The organism is Bradyrhizobium sp. i1.15.2, from assembly GCF_040548425.1.
GTDB lineage: Bacteria > Pseudomonadota > Alphaproteobacteria > Rhizobiales > Xanthobacteraceae > Bradyrhizobium > Bradyrhizobium canariense.
Map to the genome: position 1 here is coordinate 197,771 of NZ_JBEPRQ010000006.1, position 22,532 is coordinate 220,302.

A 22,532-nucleotide genomic window follows, 5' to 3' on the forward strand; every position below is an offset into this window, starting at 1 on the left:
GGGGTCTCTCCATCCTCATTGGTTGAGCTATGGGCTCACCCCGTCCGGTTGTGGCCCGGGGCACGGCTTATATGGCATAGTTAATTGTGCGATGCAATATCCATATTGCACTGCGATATCACGAAACTGTGAACGGCCTTAATGAGAGGCAATCTGGCGCCTCCCTGACCATCCGGGTTCCCGGGGACCCGCTCAGAGGTTCTCAGTGCTGGACGGCGCCAGGCAGCCCATAGGCCTCCATCTGGGCCTGGACCTGCGCGATGTTGTGCCCGAGCACGACGATATCGTGGGTCTTGCCGTCGACGTCGCGGACATGATCGCGCAACAGTGCCTCGGCCTTGAAGCCGAGGCTCTCAAACAGCGTGATCGCCGCCTGCTGATCGACCGTCATCTGGACCGAGAGCTTTTCGAGGCCGGCGCCGAGCGCGAGTGCGAAGGTCTCCTGCGACAGCGTCCGTCCCACCCCCTTCCCACGCACGTCGAGCGAAACCACCATCCGGATCTCGCCGACATGGGGCGACCAGGAGTGCGGATCGCGCACCAGCGTGCCGCAGCCGACGACCGTGCCGCCCCTGACCGCAAGCAGGCTCGTGATCGCGCCGCGCTCGATCTCCTTCGCCCATGCGGAGAGCACCTTCGGCTCACTGATGTTACGCGGCAGGAACAGCAGGTCGTGGGTCGGCAGGCCCTTGCCGAAGACGAGCACCGCGGCTTCGTCCGCCGGCGACATCAGGCGGATCTCGATATCGCCGGCGTCGGTCTTCACGTGACGCGGATAGGAACGCTGCTCACTCATGTCGATCTCTTCCCCAGCCAGGAATCCAGTTTCGGCCATAGCCGCTTCACCGCATTGGCGCCGGCGACGAGCGAGACGTGACCGCCCTTCAGCATCACCTCCTCCTTGTCCTCGGACCCGATCTTGGCGATCAGGTGCTTTGCTGCCTCATACGGCACGATGTGGTCATGCTCGGCGACCGCATGCAGGAACGGCACCTTGATGTCCTCGAGCTTCGCCGCACGGCCGCCGACCGACATGGTGTCGTTGAACAGCTTGTTGTCCCACATCAGGTCCTTGGTGATGGTGCGGAAATATTCGCCGGCCAGCGGCAGCGTGTCGGTCGCCCAGCGGTCGAACATCCGGTAGGATTTGACGAACTCGTCGTTCCAGATGTTTTCCCAGAGCTGGATCTGGCTGACGGTACGCGAGGCTGGGCGCAGCATCTCGAACGACGACAGGATCATCTCGGGCGGCACGTTGCCGACGCTGTCGACGAGGCGATCGACATCGAAATAGCGACGGTCGGAGAAGTTCGAGAACAGCTTCATCTCGCGAAAGTCGATCGGCGTGGTGAAGCAGATCAAATTCTTCATCGGCCCGTCTCTGTGGATCGAGCCGTAGAGCAGCGACAGCACGCCGCCGAAGCAATAGCCGATGACGGAGACGTCCTGTTCGCCGGAATCCTGTTGCACGCGGCGGATGCAGTCCGGGATGAAGTCGAGGACATAGTCCTCCATGCGGAGGCTCTTCTCCTCCGGCCGTGGCGCGCTCCAGTCGAGCATGTAAACGTCGTAGCCGCGCTTCAACAGGAACTCGATGAAACTCTGGCCGGGCACGAGGTCGAGAATGTAACCGCGATTGGTGGTCGCCATCACGATCAAGATCGGAGTTCGATAGATCTCGTCGGACATCGGCCGATAATGGTAGAGGCTCATCGTGCCGCGCGAATGCAGCACGTCCTTCGGCGTCGAGCCGAGCGTGGGACCGGACGTCGAGAAATATTCGACGCCCTTGATGCTGCGCTGGATGGCGCGTTGCACCTCGGACTGGATGCGCTCCGGGATCCCTGCGAAGTCTAATCCGGCGGGTGCATTCATGTCTGCTCTCCGCCTTCTGATGGCGGCCGCTTGGTGCGCGGCGGGCGCAATGCAGTATCGGAGCCCTGAGAAATGCCGGAACTTGCCGCCATCTGGCTCAGCATCGACTTGATCTCACCGATCTGTCCTTCGATGGACTGCAGCCGTTCCGCAAGGCTGGTGACCTGCTCCCGGCTCGGCAGATTCATGGAGACCAGATATTTCTCCATGAGGTCGCCGAGCTGCTTCTGAGCACCTGCAGCAACGCCGCCGGCTCGGTTCACGGCTTGCGAAAACTCGGGCGATGACATGGCCTGATTGGCGAAGGAGTTGAACCCCTTCTCCATCTCGCCAACCATCTTCTGCCACATGGCAATGGGGTCATTGCTCTTGTCGGTCATCGGCGTCCTCCTGAAATCGAGAGCTTCGATGCCCTTCCTTTTTCGCCATACCACACCGTTGCGCGGTGCCGGTCAACCGGCAAGCAGCGCGTCCGGTGTCGCGGACGCGACTTCATTGCGAGGGGAAACCGTGCGATACAGTATTGATCAAAGCCGAGGGAACGCAGCCGTGAACGCCTATCAGCCACCGCAAACCGTCCACGCCAACGGCATCGACATTTGTTACGAGACTTTCGGCAACGACAGTGCCGAGCCGCTGCTGCTGATCATGGGGTTGGGCGCCCAGATGATCCACTGGGACGATGCGTTCTGCGAGCAGCTCGCCGCGCAGGGCTTTCGCGTCATCCGGTTCGACAATCGCGACATCGGCAAGTCGAGCCATCTCACAGGCGGCAAGCGTCTGACACCGCTCGAGCTGTTGAAGCTGCGGTTCCTCAAGATTCCCGTGGCCGCAATCTACAAGCTGATCGACATGGCGAAAGACACGGTCGGGCTGATGGACGCACTCGGCATCAAGTCGGCGCATCTGGTCGGGGCGTCCATGGGCGGCATGATTGCGCAGGAAGTGACGTTGTCGTTTCCCGAGCGCGCGCGCTCGCTGACCTCGATCATGTCGACGACCGGCAATCCGCGCGTGCCGCCGCCGACACGTGAGGCCGCCGCGATGCTGATGGCGCCGCCGCCGCGCAGCAAGGAGGAGTTCATCGTCCGCTACGGCCAGACCTGGAACGTGTTGCGCGCCGGGTCCTTTCCGGAAGAAGAGGCGCTTGATCCCGGTCGTGCCGAACGCGTGTTCGCGCGCGGGCTCAATCCGGCCGGCGTCGGCCGGCAGCTCCGCGCGGTGCTCGCCTCCGGCAGCCGCAAGGAGCGGCTGCACGGCGTCAAGACGCCGACGCTCGTGATCCACGGCACCGTCGATCCGCTGGTCCGCCCCGAGGGCGGCAGGGACACGGCAGAGTCAATTCCCGGGGCCAAGCTGCTGATGATCGACGGCATGGGCCACGCGCTGCCGATGCGGTTCTGGCCGGAGATCATCGGCGCCATCGCCAAGCACGCACATGGCGCAGCGGCGCGTGCGGCGTAGATTGACCGGCGCAGCGGGTCTCCTCACGGTGACCATGTGAGCTGCCGGTTACTCTCTTAACGCGAGCCGGCACGAAAGCTATACAGGCCTCCTTCAATCGCCGAGAACCTCACTCGCCAACAAAGAGGCTGCGGCCTCTCGGAGTTTACATGCATCTCGTCGTCCGGTCAGCCGCAATCGTCGCCGCTTCAGTCCTCACGCTGTCCCTCGCCGGTGGCGTCGCGATGGCGGGTAGCGCGCAAGAAGAAGCCAATCGCAAAACTGTCCTTGCGTTCTACGAGAAGGGGCTCAACCAAAAGGATGCCGATGCAGCCCTCGCCTATGTCGGCGACCGCTACGTCCAGCACAATCCAAACGCGGCCGATGGTCCGGACGGCTTCCGAAAGTTCATCGGCTTCCTCCGGGACAAATTCCCGAACTCGCATAGCGAGATCAAGCGCAGCTTCGTGGATGGCGACTACGTCATCCTGCACGTTCACGCGGTTCGCGAGCCCGGCAACAGGGGCAACGCGATCGTCGACATCTTCAAGCTGGAGAACGGCAAGGTCGTCGAACACTGGGACGTCGTGCAACCGATCCCGGAAAATCCGGCGAACAACAACACGATGTTTTAGCTCGGAGCCGTAGCCCGGATGGAGCGCTGCGCAATCCGGGTTCTTGCGCGGATCGACCGTCCCGGATTTCGCTGCGCTCATCCGGGCTACAAATAGCCGCCTAGCTCTTCTTCGCCATCCAGATCACGTGACGAGCGCCACCGCCTCTTCCGGTGGCGCGGATATTGACTTCGTTGACGTCGAAGCCGGCGCTCCCGAGCCGCTTGGTGAAGGCCGGGTTGGGTCCCGAGGACCAGACCGCGAGCACGCCTCCCGGCCGCAGCGCCGTCTTCGCCGCCTTCAATCCGCTCGCATTGTAGAGCGCATCGTTGCCCTTCCGGGTCAGCCCTTCCGGCCCGTTGTCGACGTCGAGGAGGATGGCATCGAATGCCGACCGCTGCGCCCGGATGATTTCGCCAACGTCGGTTTCCCGTATGCTCACCCTGGCATCATCGAGACTGTCACCAAACACCGCCGCCATCGGGCCCCGCGCCCAGGCGACCACCGCCGGCACGAGCTCGGAGACCACAATCTTCGCCTTGCTTCCGAGCACGGTCAGGGCCGCACGCAACGTAAAGCCCATGCCCAGGCCGCCGATGAGGACGACGGGTTTTGCGACCGTCTCGATCTGCTTCGCCGCGAGTGTGGCGAGCGCGGCCTCCGAGCCTGACAGGCGGTTGTTCATCAGTTCGTTGGTGCCGAGCTTGATGGAAAACTCCTTGCCTCGCCGCATCAGGCGAAGCTCTTCATCGGAGCCGGGGATCTTGGCGGTGTCGATCTTTTCCCAGGGAATCATGCGGAAGCTTTAGCACGATTTCCTTCGTAGCTTCGTAGCCCGGATGGAGCGAAGCGCAATCCGGGAAGCGCGCGCGTGAGGAAAAATCGCCCCGGATTTCGCTGCGCTCCATCCGGGCTACGAACCGGCCTACCCTCCCGCCCACACGTCCAGCACATACCGGTTCTTCGCGCCCATCTCCTCGATCCAGCGCGCGGCCGTGGCGGCATCGCTGCCGCTCTTCTCGCGATGGATCGCGACCAGCGCCGCCTTCACGTCGCGCTCCATCTTGCTGCCGTCGCCACAGACATAGACCATCGCGCCCTGCTCGATTAGCGGCCAGACCTTGTCTTTCTGCGCGGCGAGGACGTGCTGCACATAGGTCTTCGGTCCTTCCGCACGCGAGAACGCGGTGAACAGCTCGGTGATGCCGCTTGCCGCCAGCGCCTTAAGCTCGTCCGCGTAGAGAAAATCCTGCTCGGGATGACGGCAGCCGAAAAACAGCATGGCCGGACCGAGCGCGGCGCCCTTGGCCCTGCGCGCGGCGCGCTCCTGGAGGAAGCCGCGGAACGGCGCCAATCCCGTGCCCGGGCCGATCATGACAATCGGCACGGACGGATCGTCCGGGAGCCGGAAGCCGGCCTTGGTCTCACGCACGGTTGCATGGATCACGTCGCCCGCACGTCGATTGGCGAGATAGTTCGAGCAGATGCCCTTGTAGGTGCCGCGGCCGGAGGCGGCCTGCCCTTCGACCACGCCGACCGTGACGCTGCAACGAACCGGATCGACCGACGGCGAAGACGAGATCGAATAATAACGCGGCGCCAGCAGCGAGAGCATTTCCAGATAGACGTGGAACGGCAATTCGCAAGCCGGATATTCGAGCAGCAAATCGAACACCGATTTCCGCCGGGCCAGGATCTCGCTGCGATAGCGCTCGAGCGGCTCGGGCTCCTCGCCAACGAAGGCCAGCAGTTTTGGTTTCGTGACCGGACAACGTGTGTGCTCGGCCATGATCTGGATCTGCTTCCGTGTCGCCACCTGCTGGAGCTCGACGAACTCGCTGAGCAGACGGCCGACCGACACGGCATCGCCGACCGGCAATTGCGCGCGGCGGCCTTCGGCGACCTGAAGCCTGATCTGGTCGGCCGGCAGGAAGCCGAAGCGACGGGCAACCGAATCCACCAGCGTCGGATCGTTGCGCGGAACCACACTCAGATGATCACCGACGCGGTAATTGATGTTGGAAGGCAGCTGCACCTCGATGTGACGCGTCGAACGCTCCGACGGATTAGAACCGGCCTTGTTCTGAAGCTCGTCATTGACCAGCACCTTCATGGCCACCGCCCCGCCCTGGGCGACGATGGTGTTGACGGCGGTCACCGCGACCGGCTCGATCGCGTAGAGCGGATCGTCCTCCGCGGTACGGGTGAAATTCCAGTCGATGCCGAATTCCTTGGTCGCGACCTGGGCGGCCGCCGGGAACCATTTCTGGAACTGGCTGTCCAGATCGCTGCGCGCATCGCCCTCGCCGCGCGGATAGACCGCGCGCGCACCATGCGCCGACAATTGCTCGTCGATGAAGCGCGGCACCGACTGATAGGTCGCGGCCCAGTCGCTGTTGCCGCAGCCGAACACGGCGTATCGCACATTGGCAAACGCATCCTTCGGCAGCTCGTCGCCGAGCCATTTGACGAATTGCGTCGCATTGTCTGGCGGCGTGCCGTTATAGGAGGCGCAGATGATCAGCACGCCACCTTCCCGCGGCAGCTTGCCCACGTAATCGTCGAGCGGCCCCAGATGCACGGCAAAGCCGTTGATCTCGGCCAGGTCGGCCATCCGCGTCGCCAGCTCCTCGGCGGTCCCAAGATTGGAGCCGTAGAGTACCAGCATCGGCGTGTTGTGGCCGGGCCGCGCGGTGGGCTGGCGCGGTGCCTTCGGTGCCGACGACACCGCCACAGGTCCGCCATAGGCACCGCGCTCGCGATCGGCGCGCGGACGGACCTTGATCTTGAAGCCTTCCGGCTTCATCGTCAGCGTTTCCTTCAGATGCATCTGGTAGCGCTGGTGGTCGATCAGCTTGAAACGCTGGAGGATCATGCCGAGCGCGAGCGCGGCCTCGTGCATGGCGAAGCCGCGGCCGATGCAGGCGCGCTGGCCATTGCCGAACGGCTTCCAGGCATTGATCGGCCGCTTGGCTTCCGCCTCCCGGCTGAAATTCTCCGGATCGAACGCGTCGGGGTTCGGACCCCAGACCGAGGGATCGCGATGCAGAGCGGTCACCAGGATGGTGGTGAACGTGCCTTTCCGGAGCTTGTACTTCCCGCCGCCGATGGTCTCGTCGTTCAGCGGCGAGATGCCATAGGCCGGCGCCGGCGGCCACAGCCGCAGCGCCTCCTTCAATATCTGGGTGATGTAGGTCAGCTGCGTCACCTGCTGATAAGTCGGCTTCGCGTTGGCGTCGGGACCGAAGACGCGATCGACCTCGTCATAGGCCTTCTTGAGAATGTCGGGGTGCTTGAGCAGCGCATACAGCGTGCAGGACAACAGGCCGCTGGTGGTCTCGTGGCCCGCGATCAGGAACGTGTTGATCTGATAGCGGATGTTGACGTCGTCGAGCTGCTCGCCGGTCGAGCGATCGACCCCGGTCATCATCGCCGCAAGCATATCCTTCTTATCGTCGGTCGCCTCGCCTCCCCTGCGGCGCTCCGCAATGATCTCGTCGACCATCTTGTTCATGAAGTCGACGTCTTCGGCCATGGTCTTGCGCCGCTTCTGCATCCAGAGCTGCTCGAACGGCAGGCCGCGCGTCATCATGATGGTTTCGAGCGAGCGCACCAGCGACTCGACGAAGGGATGGTAGTCGCGCCGGTAGAACGAATTGAAGCGGTAGTCGAAGCCGCACAGGCCGATCGTATCCAGCGTCAGCGCCGTCATGTCATGGACGACGTCGATCTCGTCGTCGGCATTGAGCCGTTCCCATTTGCCGACGAGCTGCTCGGCAATGTCGACCATGCTGGGGTGATAGGATTGCATGGCGCGGTTGCCGAAGGGCTGGAGCAGGATGTTGTGCGCCTTGCTCCAGTTCGGCTCCCGGGTGTCAGCCGTGAACAGGCCGTCGCCGCCGACCGCGCGCACGCGACGCAGCGCACCGCGCACCGTCTTGTCGAAACGCTTCTCGTCGGAGAGCTCGTCGACGAGATCGTGGCCGGAGACGACCACGATCGGCGAGCCCATCATGTCGAGCCAGAAGATCGGCCCCAGCTCCTTGGCAAGCCGGGTCAGATGCTGCACCGGCGCGGCCGAATCCAGTGACAGCATGTTGCCGACCACCGGTTTGGTCGGCGGCTGCGGGATCGGGTCCAGACGGTTCTTGGATGACATCGAAATGTAGTCCCCCTGCTTCAATGTCGTCATTGCGAGCGAAGCGAAGCAATCCAGAAATATGTCCGCGGAGGCAGACTGAATTGGCTTCGTCGCTTCGCTCCTCGCAATGACGAGTTCGCAATGATCAGCTAGCCAAACCGCCTTCTACGCCATTCGATCAGCTTCGCACTGACCTCTTCCGGCTTCTCCTGCTGCGTCCAATGGCCGCTGTCGCGGACCAGATATTTTTCCAGATCGGGGATCAGCTTGTCCATGCCATCGGCAGAAGACGGTGGCAACACCGCGTCGTTCTCGGCCATGATCATCAGCGACGGCACGCGCACCGTATGATCGAGCCCTTCGGCGCGCGTCCAGTTGCGGGACATATTGCGGTACCAGTTGATGCCGCCGGTGAAGCCTGTCCTGGTGAAATTGTCGACGAACACCTTTTTCTCTTCCGGCGACAGGATCGGCGTGCGCGGATCGTGCTTCGCATCGTAGCCTGCGATCATCTGCGGGAATGCAAGGTTCAGTCGCGGCGAAGCACCGACACCCGCGACGACTTCCTCCGCCGGAGCATCTGCCGGGCGCGGTACGGGCTTGCGCATGAAGGCATCGAAGGTCTGCTCGACGCGGCTGCCAAAGATCCTGTCAGGCTCACGCGCCGGGTCCTGGAACTGCACGATATACATCTTTTCGCCGAAGCGCGCGCGCAGGAGCTCGATCGGATCAGCCCAGGCGCGGTTGGTATGAGGCGTATTGATTCCGACCACGCCGGCGACCCGGTCAATGTGCCGGAGCGGCATCTGCCAGACGATGAAGCCGCCCCAGTCATGGCCGACGAAGATCGCCTTGTCGATCTCCAGATGATCGAGCAGTCCGACCAGATCGCCGGTCAGATGCTCGATGTCGTAGTCCTCCACCGGCTCTGGGCGGTCGGTCGCGCCGTAGCCGCGCTGGTCCGGCGCGATCACGCGGATACCGGCCTCGCTCAGCGCCTTGATCTGGTGGCGCCAGGAAAATGCGAGTTCGGGCCAGCCATGGCACAGCACCATCGGCGGTTTGTCTGTGACCGGGCCCGCCTCGTAGTAGCCCATGCGGATTCCGTTCGTCTGCACGAACTTGAGCGGTGGCATTTCAATCATCGGAACATTCCTACTCGGCGGCGCCCTTGATGTCCGCCGCGGGCAAGGCATAGGCAGCCTCCAGCGCGGCAAACTCCTCCGGCAGCATGTCGCACATCACCTGCACGTGCGGAATGATGTTGGCGCCGACGATGAAGCCGAAATCGAGCTGGTCGCGATAGCTCTGCACGGTGATGTTGAGCGCCTGCCCGTGCGTCGAGATCGACACCGGAAAGATGTGCAACAGCTCCGCGCCCGCGGCGTAGAGCGTCTGCCGCGGCCCCGGCACGTTGGACACCGTGATGTTCGCAGCCGGCGGCAGCACATTCGACAAATCGGAGCGGCTGTAGAGCAGCGCCATGATCTGAACGATGATCGGCGCACCCAGCATCGAGATGTTGGAGACCTGCGGCATCAGTGCCCGCAGCGGATGCGACATCTCCTTGGACTTGGTCGATTGCGCGATGATAGCTTCCAGGCGTGCCTTGGGATCGTCGATGTTGGTCGCGATCGAGCAGATCATGCCGAACACCTGGTTGTTGGCCTCGGTGTTGCCCTCCTCGCGCAGCGAGATCGGCACGGCAGCGGTCAAGGACTTCGCCGGCAGCGTTCCGTGTTGCTGCAGGTAGCGCCGGACCACGCCGGAGGCGAGGGCCAGCACGACATCGTTGAGCTTGCCGCCGGCCTGCTTGGCCAGCGCCTTGGATCGCGACAGCGAGATCGAGACGCCGGCGAAGCTGCGCTCGGACGAGATCGATTTGTTGAGCATGGTCGGTGGCGACACCATGCTGGCGAGGCTCTCGCGCGATTTTGGATCGGATATCTTGCCGAGCACGTCCGAGACGCTCTTGACCATGGTCGGGATGTTGCCGGCGAAGCGTACCGCACTCTCGATCTGGTACATCGCATTGTCGAACAGGATCGAACCGATGTCACTCTTGCCGGTGCGCGGCAGTTGCAGGTTCTTCGCGGCCGCAGATGCATCGAGCGGCTGGGTGAAGAGCTGCTGGTAGGAATCGACCAGGTTCGCCGCGATGTCGCGCGGCTCTTGCCCGGGCTTCGCTCCCGCGGTCGGCGGATCGACCTTCCGCGGGATCGGCGAGATATCGTAGATCATGTTGGTCAGCGCCGCACCGGCGCCGCCGTCGATGGCAGCATGATGCATCTTCGAATAAAGTCCGACCTCGTTGTCCTTCATGCCCTCGAACACGTAGAACTCCCAGAGCGGGCGGGCGCGGTTCAAGAGCTTGGCGTGCATCCAGCCCACGATGCGCTCAAGCGTGGCGCGGTCGCGCGGCTGCGGCAGGCTGGCGCGAAAGATGTGACGATCGATGTCGAACTGTTCGTCCTCGACCCAGGAGGGATGATCGATGTCGAGCGGCGCCTTCTCCAGGCGCGCCTTGAGGATCGGCGCGACGTGCAGGCGCGAGACGATCATCGCCTTGAAATCTTCGAAGAAGTCGCCCTTGTAGTCGTCCGGCAGGCGAAAGATCGCCATGCTCCCGACATGCATCGGCATTTCCGGCGTTTCCAGATAGAGAAACGACGCGTCCAGCGACGACAGTTTCTTACCGTCAGCCATGGTTCCCTCCCGAGTATTTGACGGGCGCCTTAGGCGGCGCTTCTCGTCAGGCCGATACTGCCTGTTCCGGCGGGGCATATGCAATGGCAAACGGCCCTGCCCTGTCAAATGGCCAGAACTCTCCCTCCGGTTGCGCAAGGCGGTCTGCCACTGCCCACAGCGCCGCGGGGTTCACCCCAAGCCCGATATGGCTCGCCAGATGCACCTCGATGTTCTCGGCGCGGTCGGAGGGACGCAGCAGGCAGGTCCGCCAGTTCACGATGCCGTCGGCGCGCGAATAGATCGACGTCGCCGGCACCGGAAGATCGCCCGCGATCGCCTCCCGCAGCTCGGCGAAATCCTCGACACGCTCGCCGGACATCATCTCGTAGAGCCGCGTCGCATTGGTCGCTCGTATGTCATTGGCAAAAGGGCTGCCGAGCGTGATGACATTGCGGACCATGTCGGGCGCCTGCAGCGCGAGATCGCGCGCATGGACGCCGCCCAGACTCCATCCGACCAGGCTGACCTTGCGTCCGCTCGCAGCATGGATTTCGGCGAGACGGGCGCGCAACGAATCCCGCATCCGTCCGAACCCGCCGAAATTACGGCCCATCTGCCAGGCACGTGCCTCATAGCCGAGCTCGCTGAGATAGCGCCGCATCGGCGCCATCGAGAGGTCGCTGGCGAGGAAGCCCGGCAGCGCCAGCACCGGATGGCCATCGCCTTTGGGCGCCCGCATCAGGACCGGCGACAGCAGCAGGCTGGCGTTGAGTTCGAGCAACCCACGGGCTTCGGCGAGCAGCAAAGCAAGGCCGGGCGGACGAAGCCGGCCCGGGGTCTGCGGCCCGTCCGGACCGGGCGGCATTATTTCTTCTTGTCGCCGCTGCGGGTGCCGCCGAGGCCGGCCATGGTGACGAACATGTCCTGAAACCGCTCGGCGAGCTTTGGATCGAAGGTGAACCAGCTCTGGATCAGCGACTCCGGCGAGACCTTGTCGATGTTGCTCAGAACCTGCTGCTGCAGCTTGTCCATCACCGCCGTCTGCATCGGTGCCAGATCCGGCAATCCGATGAACTGGCGGGCCTCGAGGGGGGTGCAATCGATTTCGATGTTAACTTTCATGTCCCCTCCAGATGAGATTCGAGCGGCCGTCCGCAGTATCGCCGCGAGAAGGTGTGCAACGCAAGCGACCTGAGGGCGGTGGCAGCCACCGGCTTCCCCGATCGGCGGATATGGTCAATCAAAATCAGCCGCGTCCGCGCCCATCCACCCGTCAATGCCGGTCAGCATTGCTGCACAGCGGTGCAACTTGGCGCGTTCCTTGCTGGAATGGCGCTTGCACGGGTCGAGAACTCTGGGCAACATGGTTCGATCAGCCCCGCCGAACAATCAAAAATGACGGTGCGGGCGAGTGGAGAGGTCAAGAATGTCAGTCGGACGAAGTCTGTTTGCGGCGACGCTCGCCAGTATGCTTGCGTGGGCGGTCTCGCCGGCGTCGAGCCAGACGCTGCGCTACGCCAACCAGGGTGAGCTCAAGTCGCTCGACCCGTACACGCTGAACGAGTCGACCACCAGTGCGCATCTCGGTCATGTCTATGAGGGCCTGGTTGCCCGCGGCAAGGACCTGAAGATCGTCCCGGCACTCGCCGAAAGCTGGGAGACGCCGGAGCCGACACGCTGGCGCTTTCACCTCCGCAAGGACGTCAAATTCCACAACGGCGACCCGTTCACCGCGGACGACGTGGTGTTCTCGGCCGAGCGCGTGCGGGCGAAAGGTTCGAATTTCCAGAGCCGCGTTCCCGCCGATGCCAAGGTGGTCAAGATCGACGATTACACCGTCGATTTCGTCCTGACCTCGCCCAATCCCATCCTGACGGCGCTGTGGGCGACCTGGTACATCATGGACAAGAAATGGGCAGAGGCGAACGATGCGACGGCACCGACGCCTGCCGCCGCGACGACCCCGAGCTACGCCTCGCTCCATGAGAACGGCACCGGCGCCTTCACGATCGAAAGCCATCAGCCGGGCGTGAAGACCGTCTTCAAGGCCAATCCGAACTGGTGGCGCAAGCCGGAACATAATCTGAAGGAGATCGTCTTCACGCCGATCGCCAACCCGGCCACGCGTGTCGCAGCGCTGTTGTCCGGCGAGGTCGACGTGATCGAGCCGGTTCCGGTCCAGGATATCGAGCGCGTGAAAGCGAGTCCGAACGCCACCGTGCTGACGGGGCCCGAGCTCCGCACCATCTTCGTTGGCATGGATCAGGCGCGCGACGAGCTGTTGTACTCCAACGTCAAGGGCAAGAACCCGTTCAAGGACGTTCGCGTCCGCGAAGCTGTCTACCGGGCAATCGATATCGATTTGATCAAGAATCGCGTCATGCGCGGGCTCTCCACACCGTCCGCGCTGATGGTTGCGCCGGAGATCTTTTCGCTGTCGAAGGACTTCACCCGGCCGAAGCTCGATCCTGACGCCGCCAAGAGGCTCCTGGCGGATGCCGGCTATCCTGATGGTTTCGAGGTGACGATGGACTGCCCGAACGATCGCTACGTCAATGACGCCGCGATATGTCAGGCGGTCGTCGGCATGCTCGCCCGCATCAACATCAAGGTAGACCTGCTGGCGCAGCCGAAGGCCCAGTATTTCGCCAAGGTGCTGAAGCCCGGCGGCTACAAGACTTCGCTGTTCATGCTGGGCTGGACCCCGGATACGCTCGACTCCCATAACGTACTGCACGACATCATGGGCTGCCGGGACGATCCCAAGGATCCGAACCGCGGCGAAGCCAATCTCGCCGGCTATTGCAACAAGCAGTTCGACGAGCTCGCCGACAAGGTTCTCGTGGAACCCGATACGGGCAAGCGCGATCTCCTGATCAAGCAGGCCTTCGAGGTCTCGATGAAGGACTGGGCCTACGTCCCGCTGCACCAGCAGGCGCTCGCCTGGGGCGTCTCGAAGAAGGTGAAGTTGACCCAGCGTGCGGACAACATGGTCATGCTCTACTGGGCGACCAAGCAGGACGAGTAGGTGTCGACAAGTTGTGAAGTCCCGGAAGCCCTGGCTTCCGGGACTTGCTATTTCGGGCTAACGCAATGATGCGTGCCACTGAAGAAATGTGAAAGGAACAGATGCTCGCTTTCACACTGCGCCGGGCCATTCAGGCCATTGGTGTCATGATCGCCGTCGGGATCATCTCCTTCTCGATGTTTCGTTTCGCCGGCGATCCCGTGAACCAGATGGTCGGGATGGACACGTCGGGCGCCGAACGTGCCGCGATCCGCAAATCGCTCGGCCTCGACGATCCCGTGATCGTGCAGTTCGGCCGCTATATCGGCAACGCTGCGCAGTTCAAGTTCGGCGTCTCCTACCAATTCCGCCTGCCTGTCAGCAATCTTCTGATGGAGCGGATGCCCGCGACCCTGGAGCTCGCGATCTGCGCCACCATCTTCGCGATGCTCTGTGGCATCCTGATGGGCGTCTATTCGGCGCTTCGCCGCGACAGCTGGCTCACACACGCGTTCCAGGCGATCTCGCTGATCGGCATCTCGCTGCCGACCTTCCTGATCGGCATTCTCATGATCTACCTGTTCTCGGTGACGCTCGGCTGGCTGCCCTCGTTCGGGCGCGGCGACGTCGTGCATATCGGCTGGTGGACGACGGGTCTGCTGACGCTGTCCGGACTGAAGGCGCTGATCATGCCCTCGATCACGCTGGGCTTGTTCCAGATGACGCTGATCATGCGCCTGGTCCGCACCGAGATGCTCGAAGTCATGCGCACCGACTACATCCGCTTCGCCCGTGCCCGCGGCCTCACCACCCGCGCCATCCATTACGGTCATGCGCTGCGCAACACGCTGATCCCGGTCATCACGGTGGCCGGCCTGCAATTTGGCTCGGTAATTGCATTTGCGATCATCACCGAGACCGTGTTCCAGTGGCCCGGCATGGGGTTGCTGTTCGTGCAGGCCGTGCAGAATGTCGATATCCCGATCATGGCCGCCTATCTGATGATGGTGTCCCTGATCTTCGTCACCATCAATCTCGTGGTTGATATCCTCTACACCATCGTCGATCCGCGGCTGCGCTCGACGATCAGCCGGGCACATTGAATGAGCGAAGCCGTCGTCCCGCACAAGGTCGAAGAACGCGGCGCGCGCGCCGACGCGCCGGGTTGGTTCAAACGCGCGCTCGACAGCGACCTGTTCTATTCATTTCGCCGCTCCAAGATCACCATGGTCGCAGCGGCGGTGACGCTGCTGTTCTTCCTGGTCGCGATCCTCGCCTCGGTGCTGTCGGTCCAGAATCCCTTCGACCCGGCGCAGCTCCAGCTGATGAACTCGCGCATTTCGCCATTATGGACCTCCGACGGCCAGAGCCCGTTCCTGCTCGGCACCGACGAACAAGGCCGGGACGTATTGTCTGCAATCCTTTACGGCATGCGCATCTCGCTTCTCGTCGGCGTGCTCGGCGTCGTCTTCTCCGGCGCGATCGGCATCCTGCTCGGGCTGACGGCCGGCTATTTCGGCGGTGCCGTCGACGGGCTGATCATGCGCATCGCCGACGTGCAGCTTTCATTCCCGGCGATCCTGATCGCGCTGCTGATCAACGGCATCGCCAAATCGGTCTTCGGCAACAAGCTCGACGAGATGAGCATGCTGGCTGTCCTGGTCTTCGCGATCGGGTTGAGCTTTTGGGTGCAATATGCCCGCACCGTGCGCGGCTCCGTCATGGTCGAGAAGAACAAGGACTATGTCGCCGCCGCCCAGCTCATTGGCCTGCCCGCCCCGGTGATCATGTTGCGCCACGTGCTGCCGAACACGATGGGGCCGATTCTCGTCATCGCCACCATCAATCTCGCGCTCGCTATCATTACCGAGGCGACGCTGTCGTTCCTCGGCTCGGGGATGCCCGAGACCATGCCATCGCTGGGCACGCTGATCCGCATCGGCAACAACTATTTGTTCGCGGGCGAATGGTGGATCGTCGCCTTCCCTGGAATCGCACTCGCGGCGCTGATCCTGTCGATCAACCTGCTCGGCGACTGGCTGCGTGACGCGCTTAACCCGAAACTCCGATGAGTATGCAGCGTTCATGACCGAGCCCGTTCTCTCCGTTCGTAATCTTCAGGTCGAGTTCGCCTCCCGCCGGGGCACGCTGCGCGCGATCGACAGTGTCTCCTTCGATATCGCCAAAGGCGAGGTGCTCGGTGTTGTCGGCGAGTCCGGCGCCGGCAAATCGGTCACCGGACTCGCGGTCATTGGCCTGATCGATTCCCCGGGCCGCATCTCGGGCGGCGAGATCCGCCTCTCCGGCCTGCGCATCGACAATCTGCCGCCGGAAGAGATGCGCCGCGTGCGCGGAAAACGTATCGGCATGATCTTCCAGGACCCCCTCACCTCGCTCAATCCGCTGTACAAGATCGGCGACCAGCTCATCGAGACGATCAGAACCCATCTGAACCTGTCCGAGACCGCCGCCCGCCGGCGAGCCATCGACCTGCTCGCCGAAGTCGGCATTCCGGCTCCGGAAAAGCGCATCGACGGCTATCCGCACGAATTCTCCGGCGGCATGCGCCAGCGCGTTGTGATTGCGCTCGCGATCTGCGCCGAACCGGAGCTGATCATCGCCGACGAGCCGACCACCGCGCTCGACGTCTCCGTACAGGCGCAGATCATCTCGCTGATCAAGCGTCTCGGCCGCGACCACGGCACCGCGGTGATGCTGGTGACCCACGACATGGGCGTGATCGCCGAGACCTCCGACCGGGTCGCGGTGATGTATGCCGGCCGAGTCGCCGAGATCGGTCCGGTGCAGGACGTGGTCAGGAACCCGCTGCACCCCTACGCCAAGGGCCTGATGGGCGCGATCCCGACCCTTGCCGGCGACGACAAGCGTCTGGTGCAGATCCCCGGCTCCATGCCGCGCCTGTCGGCGATCCCGCGCGGCTGTTCGTTCAATCCGCGCTGCGCATTCGCATTCGACCGATGTCGCGTGGAGAGGCCGGAGCCGCTGCCGCGCGGTGCGCAATCGGTCGCCTGCCACCTCTATGACAGCGTGCCGGCGGAGAGCGCGGCATGAGCACTCCCTTCGTCCAGGCCACGAATCTGCGCCGCGTCTTCGACGTCTCGAAGCCCTGGCTCAACCGCATGCTCGAAGGCGGGCAGCTGGAATATCTCAAGGCCGTCGACGGCGTCACCTTCGACATCAGGAAGGGCGAGACCTTTGCACTGGTCGGCGAATCCGGCTCGGGCAAGACTACGGTAGCGCGGATGGTCGTCGGCTTGCTGCCGCCAAGCTCCGGCAACGTCTTGATCGACGGCATCTCGATGACCGATCCGCGGCAGGCCCAGGCGCGGCGGAAACTGCGCCGCCGCATCCAAATGATCTTCCAGGATCCTTATGCGAGCCTGAACCCGCGCTTCCGGGTCGACGCCATCATCTCCGAGCCGATCCGCGCTTTCGACCTGATCGAGGGCGAGCGCGACATCCAGGCGCGCGTCGGAGAGCTTCTCACCCTCGTCGGCCTGCATCCCGACGACAGGTTGAAGTTTCCGCACGAATTCTCAGGCGGCCAGCGTCAGCGCATCGCGATCGCTCGCGCGCTCGCCTCCGACGCCGAGTTCATTGTCTGCGACGAGCCAACCTCCGCGCTTGATGTCTCCGTGCAGGCGCAGATCCTGAACCTGATGCGCGACCTCCAGGACAAGTTCGGCCTGACCTACATGTTCATCAGCCACAACCTCGCCGTGGTCCGCCACATGGCGAGCCGCGTCGGCGTGATGTATCTCGGCCGCATCGTCGAGATCGCGGAAGGGCGCGAGCTGTTTGCCCGTCCGCGCATGCCCTACACCAAGATGCTGCTCGGCGCCGTGCCCGATCTTGCCATGAGCGGCCGCCAGCGCATTCCCGTGAAGGGCGAGATCCCGAACCCGATCAATCCGCCGTCCGGGTGCGCTTTCAATCCGCGCTGCCCGCTGGCGTTCGACCTCTGCCGCAAGGAGACGCCGAGCCTGATCGACGGCGTCGCCTGCCACGCGGTCAACACCGCGCCGGTACCGGCGTGACGCGCGCTAGCCATGCAGCCTGCGCATTTGGCGGCGGCCTGGCCCTGTGATCAATTGCGCGCGCCGCAAATGAGGTAGTCCATGGCCAGCATCGTCAATCCCGATCCGTTCACGACACGCCCCGAGATCGAAGGCACCTTCGGGGTCGTCGCGACCACGCACTGGATCGCGACCGCTATCGGCATGGCCATCCTGGAAAAGGGCGGCAATGCCTTTGACGCCGGCGTCGCCACCGCTTTCACGCTCCAGGTGGTCGAGCCGCATCTGAACGGCCCCGGCGGCGACGTTCCGATCATCGTGCACGACGTGAAACGCGGCCGCACCGAGGTGATCTGCGGCCAAGGTCCGGCACCGGCCCGCGCCACCATCGCGCATTACAAGAGCGAAGGCCTCGACATGGTGCCCGGCACCGGCCTGCTCGCGGCCTGCGTCCCCGGCACCTTCGAATCCTGGATGATGCTGCTGCGTGACTACGGCACGATGCGCGTGCGCGACGTGCTGGAGCCCGCGATCTCCTATGCGCGCGACGGCTATCCGCTGGTTGAGCGCGCCTGCGCCACGATCCAGACCGTCGAGCAATTATTGCGCACGCACTGGCCGACATCAGCCGCCGTCTATCTCCCAAACGGCGAAGTGCCAACACCGGGAACGCTCTTCACCAACAAGACACTTGCGGCGACCTACGCACGGATCCTGAGCGAAGCCGAAAGCGGCGGCGGCGGTCGGGACGCCGAGATCGAGCGTGCACGCAAGGCCTGGTCGCAAGGCTTTGTCGCGGAAGCCATCGACAAATTCTGCCGGACGCAGGAGGTGATGGACGTTAGCGGCTCGCCGCATCGCGGTGTGCTGTCGGCCGATGACATGGCGCGGTGGCAGCCGACGGTCGAGGCCCCGCTCACCTACGATTATGGCCGCTACACCGTCTGCAAGGCCGGCGTTTGGAGCCAGGGCCCGGTGACGCTGCAACAGCTCGCGCTGCTGAAGGGCTTTGCGCTCGATGGGTTGGACCCGACAGGGCCGGAATTCATCCATCTCCAGATCGAATGCGCCAAGCTCGCCTTCGCCGACCGCGAAAAATTCTACGGCGATCCCAAGTTCAGCGAGATCCCGATCGGAACGCTGCTGTCGGATGCCTACAACAACGAGCGCCGCAAGCTCGTCACCGACGAGGCCTCGCTCGATCTCCGGCCCGGTGCGATCGAGGGCTTTGGCGGCGTGGTCAAGCTGCGCCGCGCCGAGGGCCAGCGCGAGGCTGTCGGCGCGCTCGGCGCCGGTGAACCGACGGTGGGCCGCTTCGGCGAGGTGCGCGGCGACACCGTGCATTTCGACATTATCGACAAGGCCGGCAACATGGTGTCGTCGACTCCGTCGGGAGGCTGGCTGCAATCCTCACCTGTCATTCCCGAGCTGGGTTTCTGCCTCGGCAGCCGCGCACAAATGTTTGATTTGGAAGAGAATCAACCGAGCTCGCTCGCGCCGGGCAAGCGGCCGCGCACGACGCTGTCGCCGAGCATGGCGTTGCGGGACGGCGAGCCATATCTCGCCTGGGGCTCGCCGGGCGGCGACCAGCAGGATCAGTGGATCACGCAGTTTTTCCTGCGGCACGTCCATTGCAACCTCAATCTCCAGGAAGCGATCGACGCCCCGGCCTGGCATTCCGAACATTTCCCGATCTCGTTCTGGCCCCGCACCGCGCGCCCCGGCGTGCTCGTGGTCGAGAACCGCGTGCCGAAGGCGACGATCGAGAATCTTCGCGAACGCGGACATATCGTCGAGGTCGGTCCCGACTGGTCGGAAGGCCGCCTCACCGCGGCTTCGCGCGTCGGTCCGCGCCGCCGGGCTGCCGCCAATCCGCGCGGCATGCAGGGCTACGCCGCAGGGCGCTAGAGGCAGCACATGACCTGGTCGATCATCGCGCGCGATTCTGCTACCGGCCAGTTCGGCATCGCCGTTGCCACGCGCTTCTTCGCCGTCGGCGCGCGCGTGCCTTATATCGCCGCCGGCCTCGGCGCCATCGCGACGCAGGCCTTCGTCAATCCCTATTACGGCATCGACGGCGTCAAGCTTTTGCGCGAAGGCCTCAACGCACATGATGTTCTCGCCAGCCTGCTCGCAACCGATGACGGCCGCGAGAGCCGCCAGATCCACATCATGGACGCCAGCGGCGCGATCGCCGCGCATACCGGGCGCGATTGCGTCGACTGGTGCGGCCACATAGCCGGCAGCGGCTTCTCCATCGCCGGCAACATGCTTGCCGGCGCCGACGTGCTCGACGAGACCGCAAAAACCTATATCGCCAATGACAGCCTGCCCTTCCCGCGCCGCCTGCTCGCCGCGATGCGCGCGGGCGAGGCCGCCGGCGGCGACAAGCGCGGCAAGCAATCCGCTGCGCTCCTGATCCACGGCAAGGAGGAATGGCCGGCATTGGACCTGCGCGCCGACGATCATCCCGATCCGCTCGGTGAGCTCGAGCGGCTCGAACGGGTCAGCCACGAGCTCTGGGTACACTTCCGCGCCTCCATGCCGACGCGGCAGAACCCAGCCGGCAACACCGATCGCAGTGTCATCGACGCGAGCATCGCCGCAGCGCGCGCAAAACGATCATGAACCCGAGCCCGCTCATCGAGATCAGCGATCTGCGCATTCGTTTTCACGGCGACGACGGCCGCCTCACCTACGCGGTCGACGGCGTCGATCTCAGCGTCGCCCACGGCGCGACGCTCGGCCTCGTCGGCGAATCCGGCTGCGGCAAGAGCGTGACGTCGCTGGCGATCATGGGCCTGCTGCCAAAGCAGAGCGCGGATATCTCCGGCGCGATCCGCTTCGACGGCTTCGACCTGCTTAAGACATCGGACCAGACGCTGCGCGACCTCCGCGGCAACCGGCTCGCGATGATCTTTCAGGAGCCGATGACTTCGCTCAATCCGAGCTTCACCATCGGCGACCAGATCGTCGAGACGATTCTGCGCCACCGCGGCGGTTCGCGCAGGAGTGCGCGCGAGCGGGCGATCGATCTGCTGCGTCGCGTCCACATCCCCTCGCCCGAGCGGCGGATCGACGAATATCCGCACAAGCTCTCCGGCGGCATGCGTCAGCGCGTCATGATCGCGATGGCACTCGCCTGCGACCCGCGGCTGCTGATCGCGGACGAGCCAACCACCGCGCTCGATGTCACGCTGCAGGCGCAGATCCTGGAGCTGATGCGCGAGTTGAAGGCGGCGAGCGGCGCGGCCATCATCCTGATCACCCACGATCTGGGCGTCGTCGCCGAAGTCTGCGACGAGGTCGCGGTGATGTATGCCGGCGAGATCGTCGAGCGCGCGCCGGTGGACGAGCTGTTCTCAGCGCCGCAGCATCCCTACACCGTCGGCCTGCTCGGCTCGATCCCGCGGCTCGACCATCGCGCCGAACAGCTCGCCACGATCGAGGGCATGGTTCCGAACATGATGCAGCCGCCTGCGGGATGCCGCTTCGCCGCACGCTGCCCCTTCGTGCTGGACGCCTGCACCAAGGCGCCGCCGCGGCTGGTCGAAATCAGTCCCGGCCACCTCTCGCGCTGCATCCGCGCGCCGCTCGAACGTCTGGTGTCGTGATGGCGCTGCTCAAGGTCGATGGCCTGGTCAAGCATTTCGTCGCCGAGCGTTCGCTGTTTGGAAGGGCGCTGGCGCATGTCAAAGCCGTTGATGGCGTTTCCTTCTCGCTCGATGCCGGCAAGACGCTGGCGCTGGTGGGTGAGTCCGGCTGCGGCAAATCCACCGTCAGCCGCCTGGTGCTGCGGCTGATCGAGCCGGATGCAGGCACGATCCATTTCGAAGGCCGCGATCTGCTCTCGCTCGACGCCGGCGCGCTGCGCGCCTTTCGCCGCGAGGCGCAGATCATCTTCCAGGATCCCTACGCCTCGCTCAATCCGCGCATGACCGTCGGCCAGATCCTGACCGAGCCGCTGGCGCTGCACAACCTGGTGCCGCCCGCCCGGCGCCGCGAACGCGTCGAGGAGATCCTGCGGCTGGTCGGGCTGGAGCCGCGGCTGGCGCGGCGTTACCCGCACGAATTCTCCGGCGGCCAGCGCCAGCGCATCGCCATCGCCCGCGCGCTCGCGGTCGAGCCGAAACTGATCATCTGCGATGAGCCGGTTTCGGCGCTCGACGTCTCGATCCGCTCGCTGATCCTCAATCTGCTGCGCGAACTCCAGGATCGGCTTGGGCTGGCCTACATTTTCGTCTCGCACGACCTCGCCGTGGTCAAGCACATCGCCGACCACGTGGCGGTGATGAATCTCGGCCAGATCGTCGAGACGGCGGCGGCGGACGCGCTGTTCGCCGCACCGCGTCATCCCTATAGCCGGGCCCTAATGTCCGCGATTCCCGTGCCTAAACCGCGGGCAAAGCGCAGCCGGATTGTGCTGCAGGGAGAGATCCCCAGCGCGCTCAATCCGCCGCCGGGATGCCGCTTCCACACCCGCTGCCCCTACGTGGTCGACCGTTGCCGCAGCGAAATGCCTCAGCTCATGCCGGATGGCATCGGACATGCAACGGCATGCCACCGAACGTCGGAACTGCCGTCGTCCGAGGCAATCGTCCCAACGGACGGCGGCTTCTCCCCGGTTCTCGAAAAATTGGTCGCCGCTTTCAGCGGCGGCCCGGAAGCAGTCCGCGGCAGCGGGGTTAGTTCATTGGGGACGAACCCGGCATAGCCGTGAAACAGAG

20 protein-coding genes are annotated in these 22,532 nt (G+C 64.1%); 11 read left to right on the top strand and 9 right to left on the bottom strand.

All coding sequences use genetic code 11. From position 1 onward, the window contains the following. Window positions 1–202: 202 nt before the first annotated feature. From ABIB80_RS14135 to ABIB80_RS14145, 3 genes are read right to left on the bottom strand one after another with little or no spacing between them, the layout of a single operon-like run. On the bottom strand, window positions 203–796 hold the full coding sequence (locus ABIB80_RS14135) for a GNAT family N-acetyltransferase (RefSeq protein WP_354127711.1): 594 nt from the start codon (window positions 794–796) through the stop codon (window positions 203–205). Next, window positions 793–1,875 (bottom strand): PHA/PHB synthase family protein, encoded by a 1,083-nt coding sequence (locus tag ABIB80_RS14140; protein ID WP_354127712.1) that lies wholly within the window; start codon window positions 1,873–1,875, stop codon window positions 793–795. Before ABIB80_RS14140 ends, ABIB80_RS14135 begins: the two co-directional genes overlap by 4 nt. Continuing rightward, entirely contained in the window at window positions 1,872–2,255 is a 384-nt protein-coding gene (locus ABIB80_RS14145) for a hypothetical protein (RefSeq protein WP_354127713.1), read from the bottom strand. Before ABIB80_RS14145 ends, ABIB80_RS14140 begins: the two co-directional genes overlap by 4 nt. Window positions 2,256–2,424: 169 nt before the next feature. On the opposite strand from ABIB80_RS14145, the gene ABIB80_RS14150 reads away from it, so the two are divergent. Both ABIB80_RS14150 and ABIB80_RS14155 read left to right on the top strand, forming a co-directional pair. Further along, window positions 2,425–3,339: an alpha/beta fold hydrolase gene (locus ABIB80_RS14150; protein WP_354127714.1), complete on the top strand. Its 915-nt coding sequence runs from the start codon at window positions 2,425–2,427 to the stop codon at window positions 3,337–3,339. Between the two features lie 149 nt (window positions 3,340–3,488). After that, on the top strand, window positions 3,489–3,953 hold the full coding sequence (locus tag ABIB80_RS14155; protein WP_354127715.1) for a nuclear transport factor 2 family protein: 465 nt from the start codon (window positions 3,489–3,491) through the stop codon (window positions 3,951–3,953). A gap of 100 nt (window positions 3,954–4,053) precedes the next feature. On the opposite strand, the gene ABIB80_RS14160 is transcribed toward ABIB80_RS14155, so the two are convergent. The 6 genes from ABIB80_RS14160 to ABIB80_RS14185 form a co-directional block, all read right to left on the bottom strand. Next, window positions 4,054–4,728 carry a spermidine synthase gene (locus tag ABIB80_RS14160; protein WP_219682690.1) on the bottom strand — a complete coding sequence of 225 codons (675 nt, stop codon included), beginning with the start codon at window positions 4,726–4,728 and terminating at the stop codon, window positions 4,054–4,056. A gap of 129 nt (window positions 4,729–4,857) precedes the next feature. Next, the gene (locus ABIB80_RS14165) at window positions 4,858–8,091 is read right to left on the bottom strand and encodes a bifunctional cytochrome P450/NADPH--P450 reductase (RefSeq protein WP_354127716.1); all 3,234 of its coding nucleotides are present in this window, start codon (window positions 8,089–8,091) and stop codon (window positions 4,858–4,860) included. Window positions 8,092–8,222: 131 nt separating this feature from the next. Then, window positions 8,223–9,218 carry an alpha/beta fold hydrolase gene (locus tag ABIB80_RS14170; RefSeq protein ID WP_354127717.1) on the bottom strand — a complete coding sequence of 332 codons (996 nt, stop codon included), beginning with the start codon at window positions 9,216–9,218 and terminating at the stop codon, window positions 8,223–8,225. A gap of 10 nt (window positions 9,219–9,228) precedes the next feature. Further along, complete coding sequence (locus ABIB80_RS14175; RefSeq protein ID WP_007593834.1) at window positions 9,229–10,779, bottom strand: WS/DGAT/MGAT family O-acyltransferase; 1,551 nt, start codon at window positions 10,777–10,779, stop codon at window positions 9,229–9,231. Window positions 10,780–10,825: 46 nt separating this feature from the next. Beyond that, window positions 10,826–11,626 carry an esterase/lipase family protein gene (locus ABIB80_RS14180; RefSeq protein ID WP_354127718.1) on the bottom strand — a complete coding sequence of 267 codons (801 nt, stop codon included), beginning with the start codon at window positions 11,624–11,626 and terminating at the stop codon, window positions 10,826–10,828. Continuing rightward, window positions 11,626–11,883, bottom strand: coding sequence for a DUF6489 family protein (locus tag ABIB80_RS14185; RefSeq protein ID WP_007593837.1), 258 nt, complete (start codon window positions 11,881–11,883; stop codon window positions 11,626–11,628). Before ABIB80_RS14185 ends, ABIB80_RS14180 begins: the two co-directional genes overlap by 1 nt. Window positions 11,884–12,187: 304 nt before the next feature. On the opposite strand from ABIB80_RS14185, the gene ABIB80_RS14190 reads away from it, so the two are divergent. The 9 genes from ABIB80_RS14190 to ABIB80_RS14230 all read left to right on the top strand — a co-directional run bounded on the left by ABIB80_RS14190 (window position 12,188) and on the right by ABIB80_RS14230 (window position 22,519). Continuing rightward, a complete protein-coding gene (locus ABIB80_RS14190) occupies window positions 12,188–13,789 on the top strand; it encodes an ABC transporter substrate-binding protein (RefSeq protein WP_354127719.1) in 1,602 nt (533 codons plus the stop codon). 101 nt (window positions 13,790–13,890) lie between these two features. After that, the gene (locus tag ABIB80_RS14195; protein WP_007593842.1) at window positions 13,891–14,871 is read left to right on the top strand and encodes an ABC transporter permease; all 981 of its coding nucleotides are present in this window, start codon (window positions 13,891–13,893) and stop codon (window positions 14,869–14,871) included. Beyond that, window positions 14,872–15,840, top strand: a complete 969-nt coding sequence (locus tag ABIB80_RS14200; protein WP_354127720.1) for an ABC transporter permease — start codon at window positions 14,872–14,874, stop codon at window positions 15,838–15,840. It begins immediately after the preceding gene. Between the two features lie 13 nt (window positions 15,841–15,853). After that, the gene (locus ABIB80_RS14205; protein ID WP_219682697.1) at window positions 15,854–16,840 is read left to right on the top strand and encodes an ABC transporter ATP-binding protein; all 987 of its coding nucleotides are present in this window, start codon (window positions 15,854–15,856) and stop codon (window positions 16,838–16,840) included. After that, on the top strand, window positions 16,837–17,826 hold the full coding sequence (locus ABIB80_RS14210) for an ABC transporter ATP-binding protein (RefSeq protein WP_354127721.1): 990 nt from the start codon (window positions 16,837–16,839) through the stop codon (window positions 17,824–17,826). The genes ABIB80_RS14205 and ABIB80_RS14210 overlap by 4 nt, the downstream gene beginning before the upstream one ends. Window positions 17,827–17,907: 81 nt before the next feature. Then, the gene (locus ABIB80_RS14215) at window positions 17,908–19,713 is read left to right on the top strand and encodes a gamma-glutamyltransferase family protein (RefSeq protein WP_354127722.1); all 1,806 of its coding nucleotides are present in this window, start codon (window positions 17,908–17,910) and stop codon (window positions 19,711–19,713) included. 9 nt (window positions 19,714–19,722) lie between these two features. Further along, the gene (locus ABIB80_RS14220; protein ID WP_354127723.1) at window positions 19,723–20,433 is read left to right on the top strand and encodes a DUF1028 domain-containing protein; all 711 of its coding nucleotides are present in this window, start codon (window positions 19,723–19,725) and stop codon (window positions 20,431–20,433) included. Then, window positions 20,430–21,419, top strand: coding sequence for an ABC transporter ATP-binding protein (locus ABIB80_RS14225; protein ID WP_354127724.1), 990 nt, complete (start codon window positions 20,430–20,432; stop codon window positions 21,417–21,419). The genes ABIB80_RS14220 and ABIB80_RS14225 overlap by 4 nt, the downstream gene beginning before the upstream one ends. Then, entirely contained in the window at window positions 21,419–22,519 is a 1,101-nt protein-coding gene (locus ABIB80_RS14230; protein WP_354127725.1) for an ABC transporter ATP-binding protein, read from the top strand. Before ABIB80_RS14225 ends, ABIB80_RS14230 begins: the two co-directional genes overlap by 1 nt. Window positions 22,520–22,532: the final 13 nt, after the last annotated feature.

Coding starts and splice junctions, on each gene's coding strand:
- ABIB80_RS14135 (WP_354127711.1), bottom strand. CDS start 796: ATGAGTGAGCAGCGTTCCTATCCGCGTCACGTGAAGACCGACGCCGGC.
- ABIB80_RS14140 (WP_354127712.1), bottom strand. CDS start 1,875: ATGAATGCACCCGCCGGATTAGACTTCGCAGGGATCCCGGAGCGCATC.
- ABIB80_RS14145 (WP_354127713.1), bottom strand. CDS start 2,255: ATGACCGACAAGAGCAATGACCCCATTGCCATGTGGCAGAAGATGGTT.
- ABIB80_RS14155 (WP_354127715.1), top strand. CDS start 3,489: ATGCATCTCGTCGTCCGGTCAGCCGCAATCGTCGCCGCTTCAGTCCTC.
- ABIB80_RS14160 (WP_219682690.1), bottom strand. CDS start 4,728: ATGATTCCCTGGGAAAAGATCGACACCGCCAAGATCCCCGGCTCCGAT.
- ABIB80_RS14165 (WP_354127716.1), bottom strand. CDS start 8,091: ATGTCATCCAAGAACCGTCTGGACCCGATCCCGCAGCCGCCGACCAAA.
- ABIB80_RS14170 (WP_354127717.1), bottom strand. CDS start 9,218: ATGATTGAAATGCCACCGCTCAAGTTCGTGCAGACGAACGGAATCCGC.
- ABIB80_RS14175 (WP_007593834.1), bottom strand. CDS start 10,779: ATGGCTGACGGTAAGAAACTGTCGTCGCTGGACGCGTCGTTTCTCTAT.
- ABIB80_RS14180 (WP_354127718.1), bottom strand. CDS start 11,626: ATGCCGCCCGGTCCGGACGGGCCGCAGACCCCGGGCCGGCTTCGTCCG.
- ABIB80_RS14185 (WP_007593837.1), bottom strand. CDS start 11,883: ATGAAAGTTAACATCGAAATCGATTGCACCCCCCTCGAGGCCCGCCAG.
- ABIB80_RS14190 (WP_354127719.1), top strand. CDS start 12,188: ATGTCAGTCGGACGAAGTCTGTTTGCGGCGACGCTCGCCAGTATGCTT.
- ABIB80_RS14195 (WP_007593842.1), top strand. CDS start 13,891: ATGCTCGCTTTCACACTGCGCCGGGCCATTCAGGCCATTGGTGTCATG.
- ABIB80_RS14200 (WP_354127720.1), top strand. CDS start 14,872: ATGAGCGAAGCCGTCGTCCCGCACAAGGTCGAAGAACGCGGCGCGCGC.
- ABIB80_RS14205 (WP_219682697.1), top strand. CDS start 15,854: ATGACCGAGCCCGTTCTCTCCGTTCGTAATCTTCAGGTCGAGTTCGCC.
- ABIB80_RS14210 (WP_354127721.1), top strand. CDS start 16,837: ATGAGCACTCCCTTCGTCCAGGCCACGAATCTGCGCCGCGTCTTCGAC.
- ABIB80_RS14215 (WP_354127722.1), top strand. CDS start 17,908: ATGGCCAGCATCGTCAATCCCGATCCGTTCACGACACGCCCCGAGATC.
- ABIB80_RS14220 (WP_354127723.1), top strand. CDS start 19,723: ATGACCTGGTCGATCATCGCGCGCGATTCTGCTACCGGCCAGTTCGGC.
- ABIB80_RS14225 (WP_354127724.1), top strand. CDS start 20,430: ATGAACCCGAGCCCGCTCATCGAGATCAGCGATCTGCGCATTCGTTTT.
- ABIB80_RS14230 (WP_354127725.1), top strand. CDS start 21,419: ATGGCGCTGCTCAAGGTCGATGGCCTGGTCAAGCATTTCGTCGCCGAG.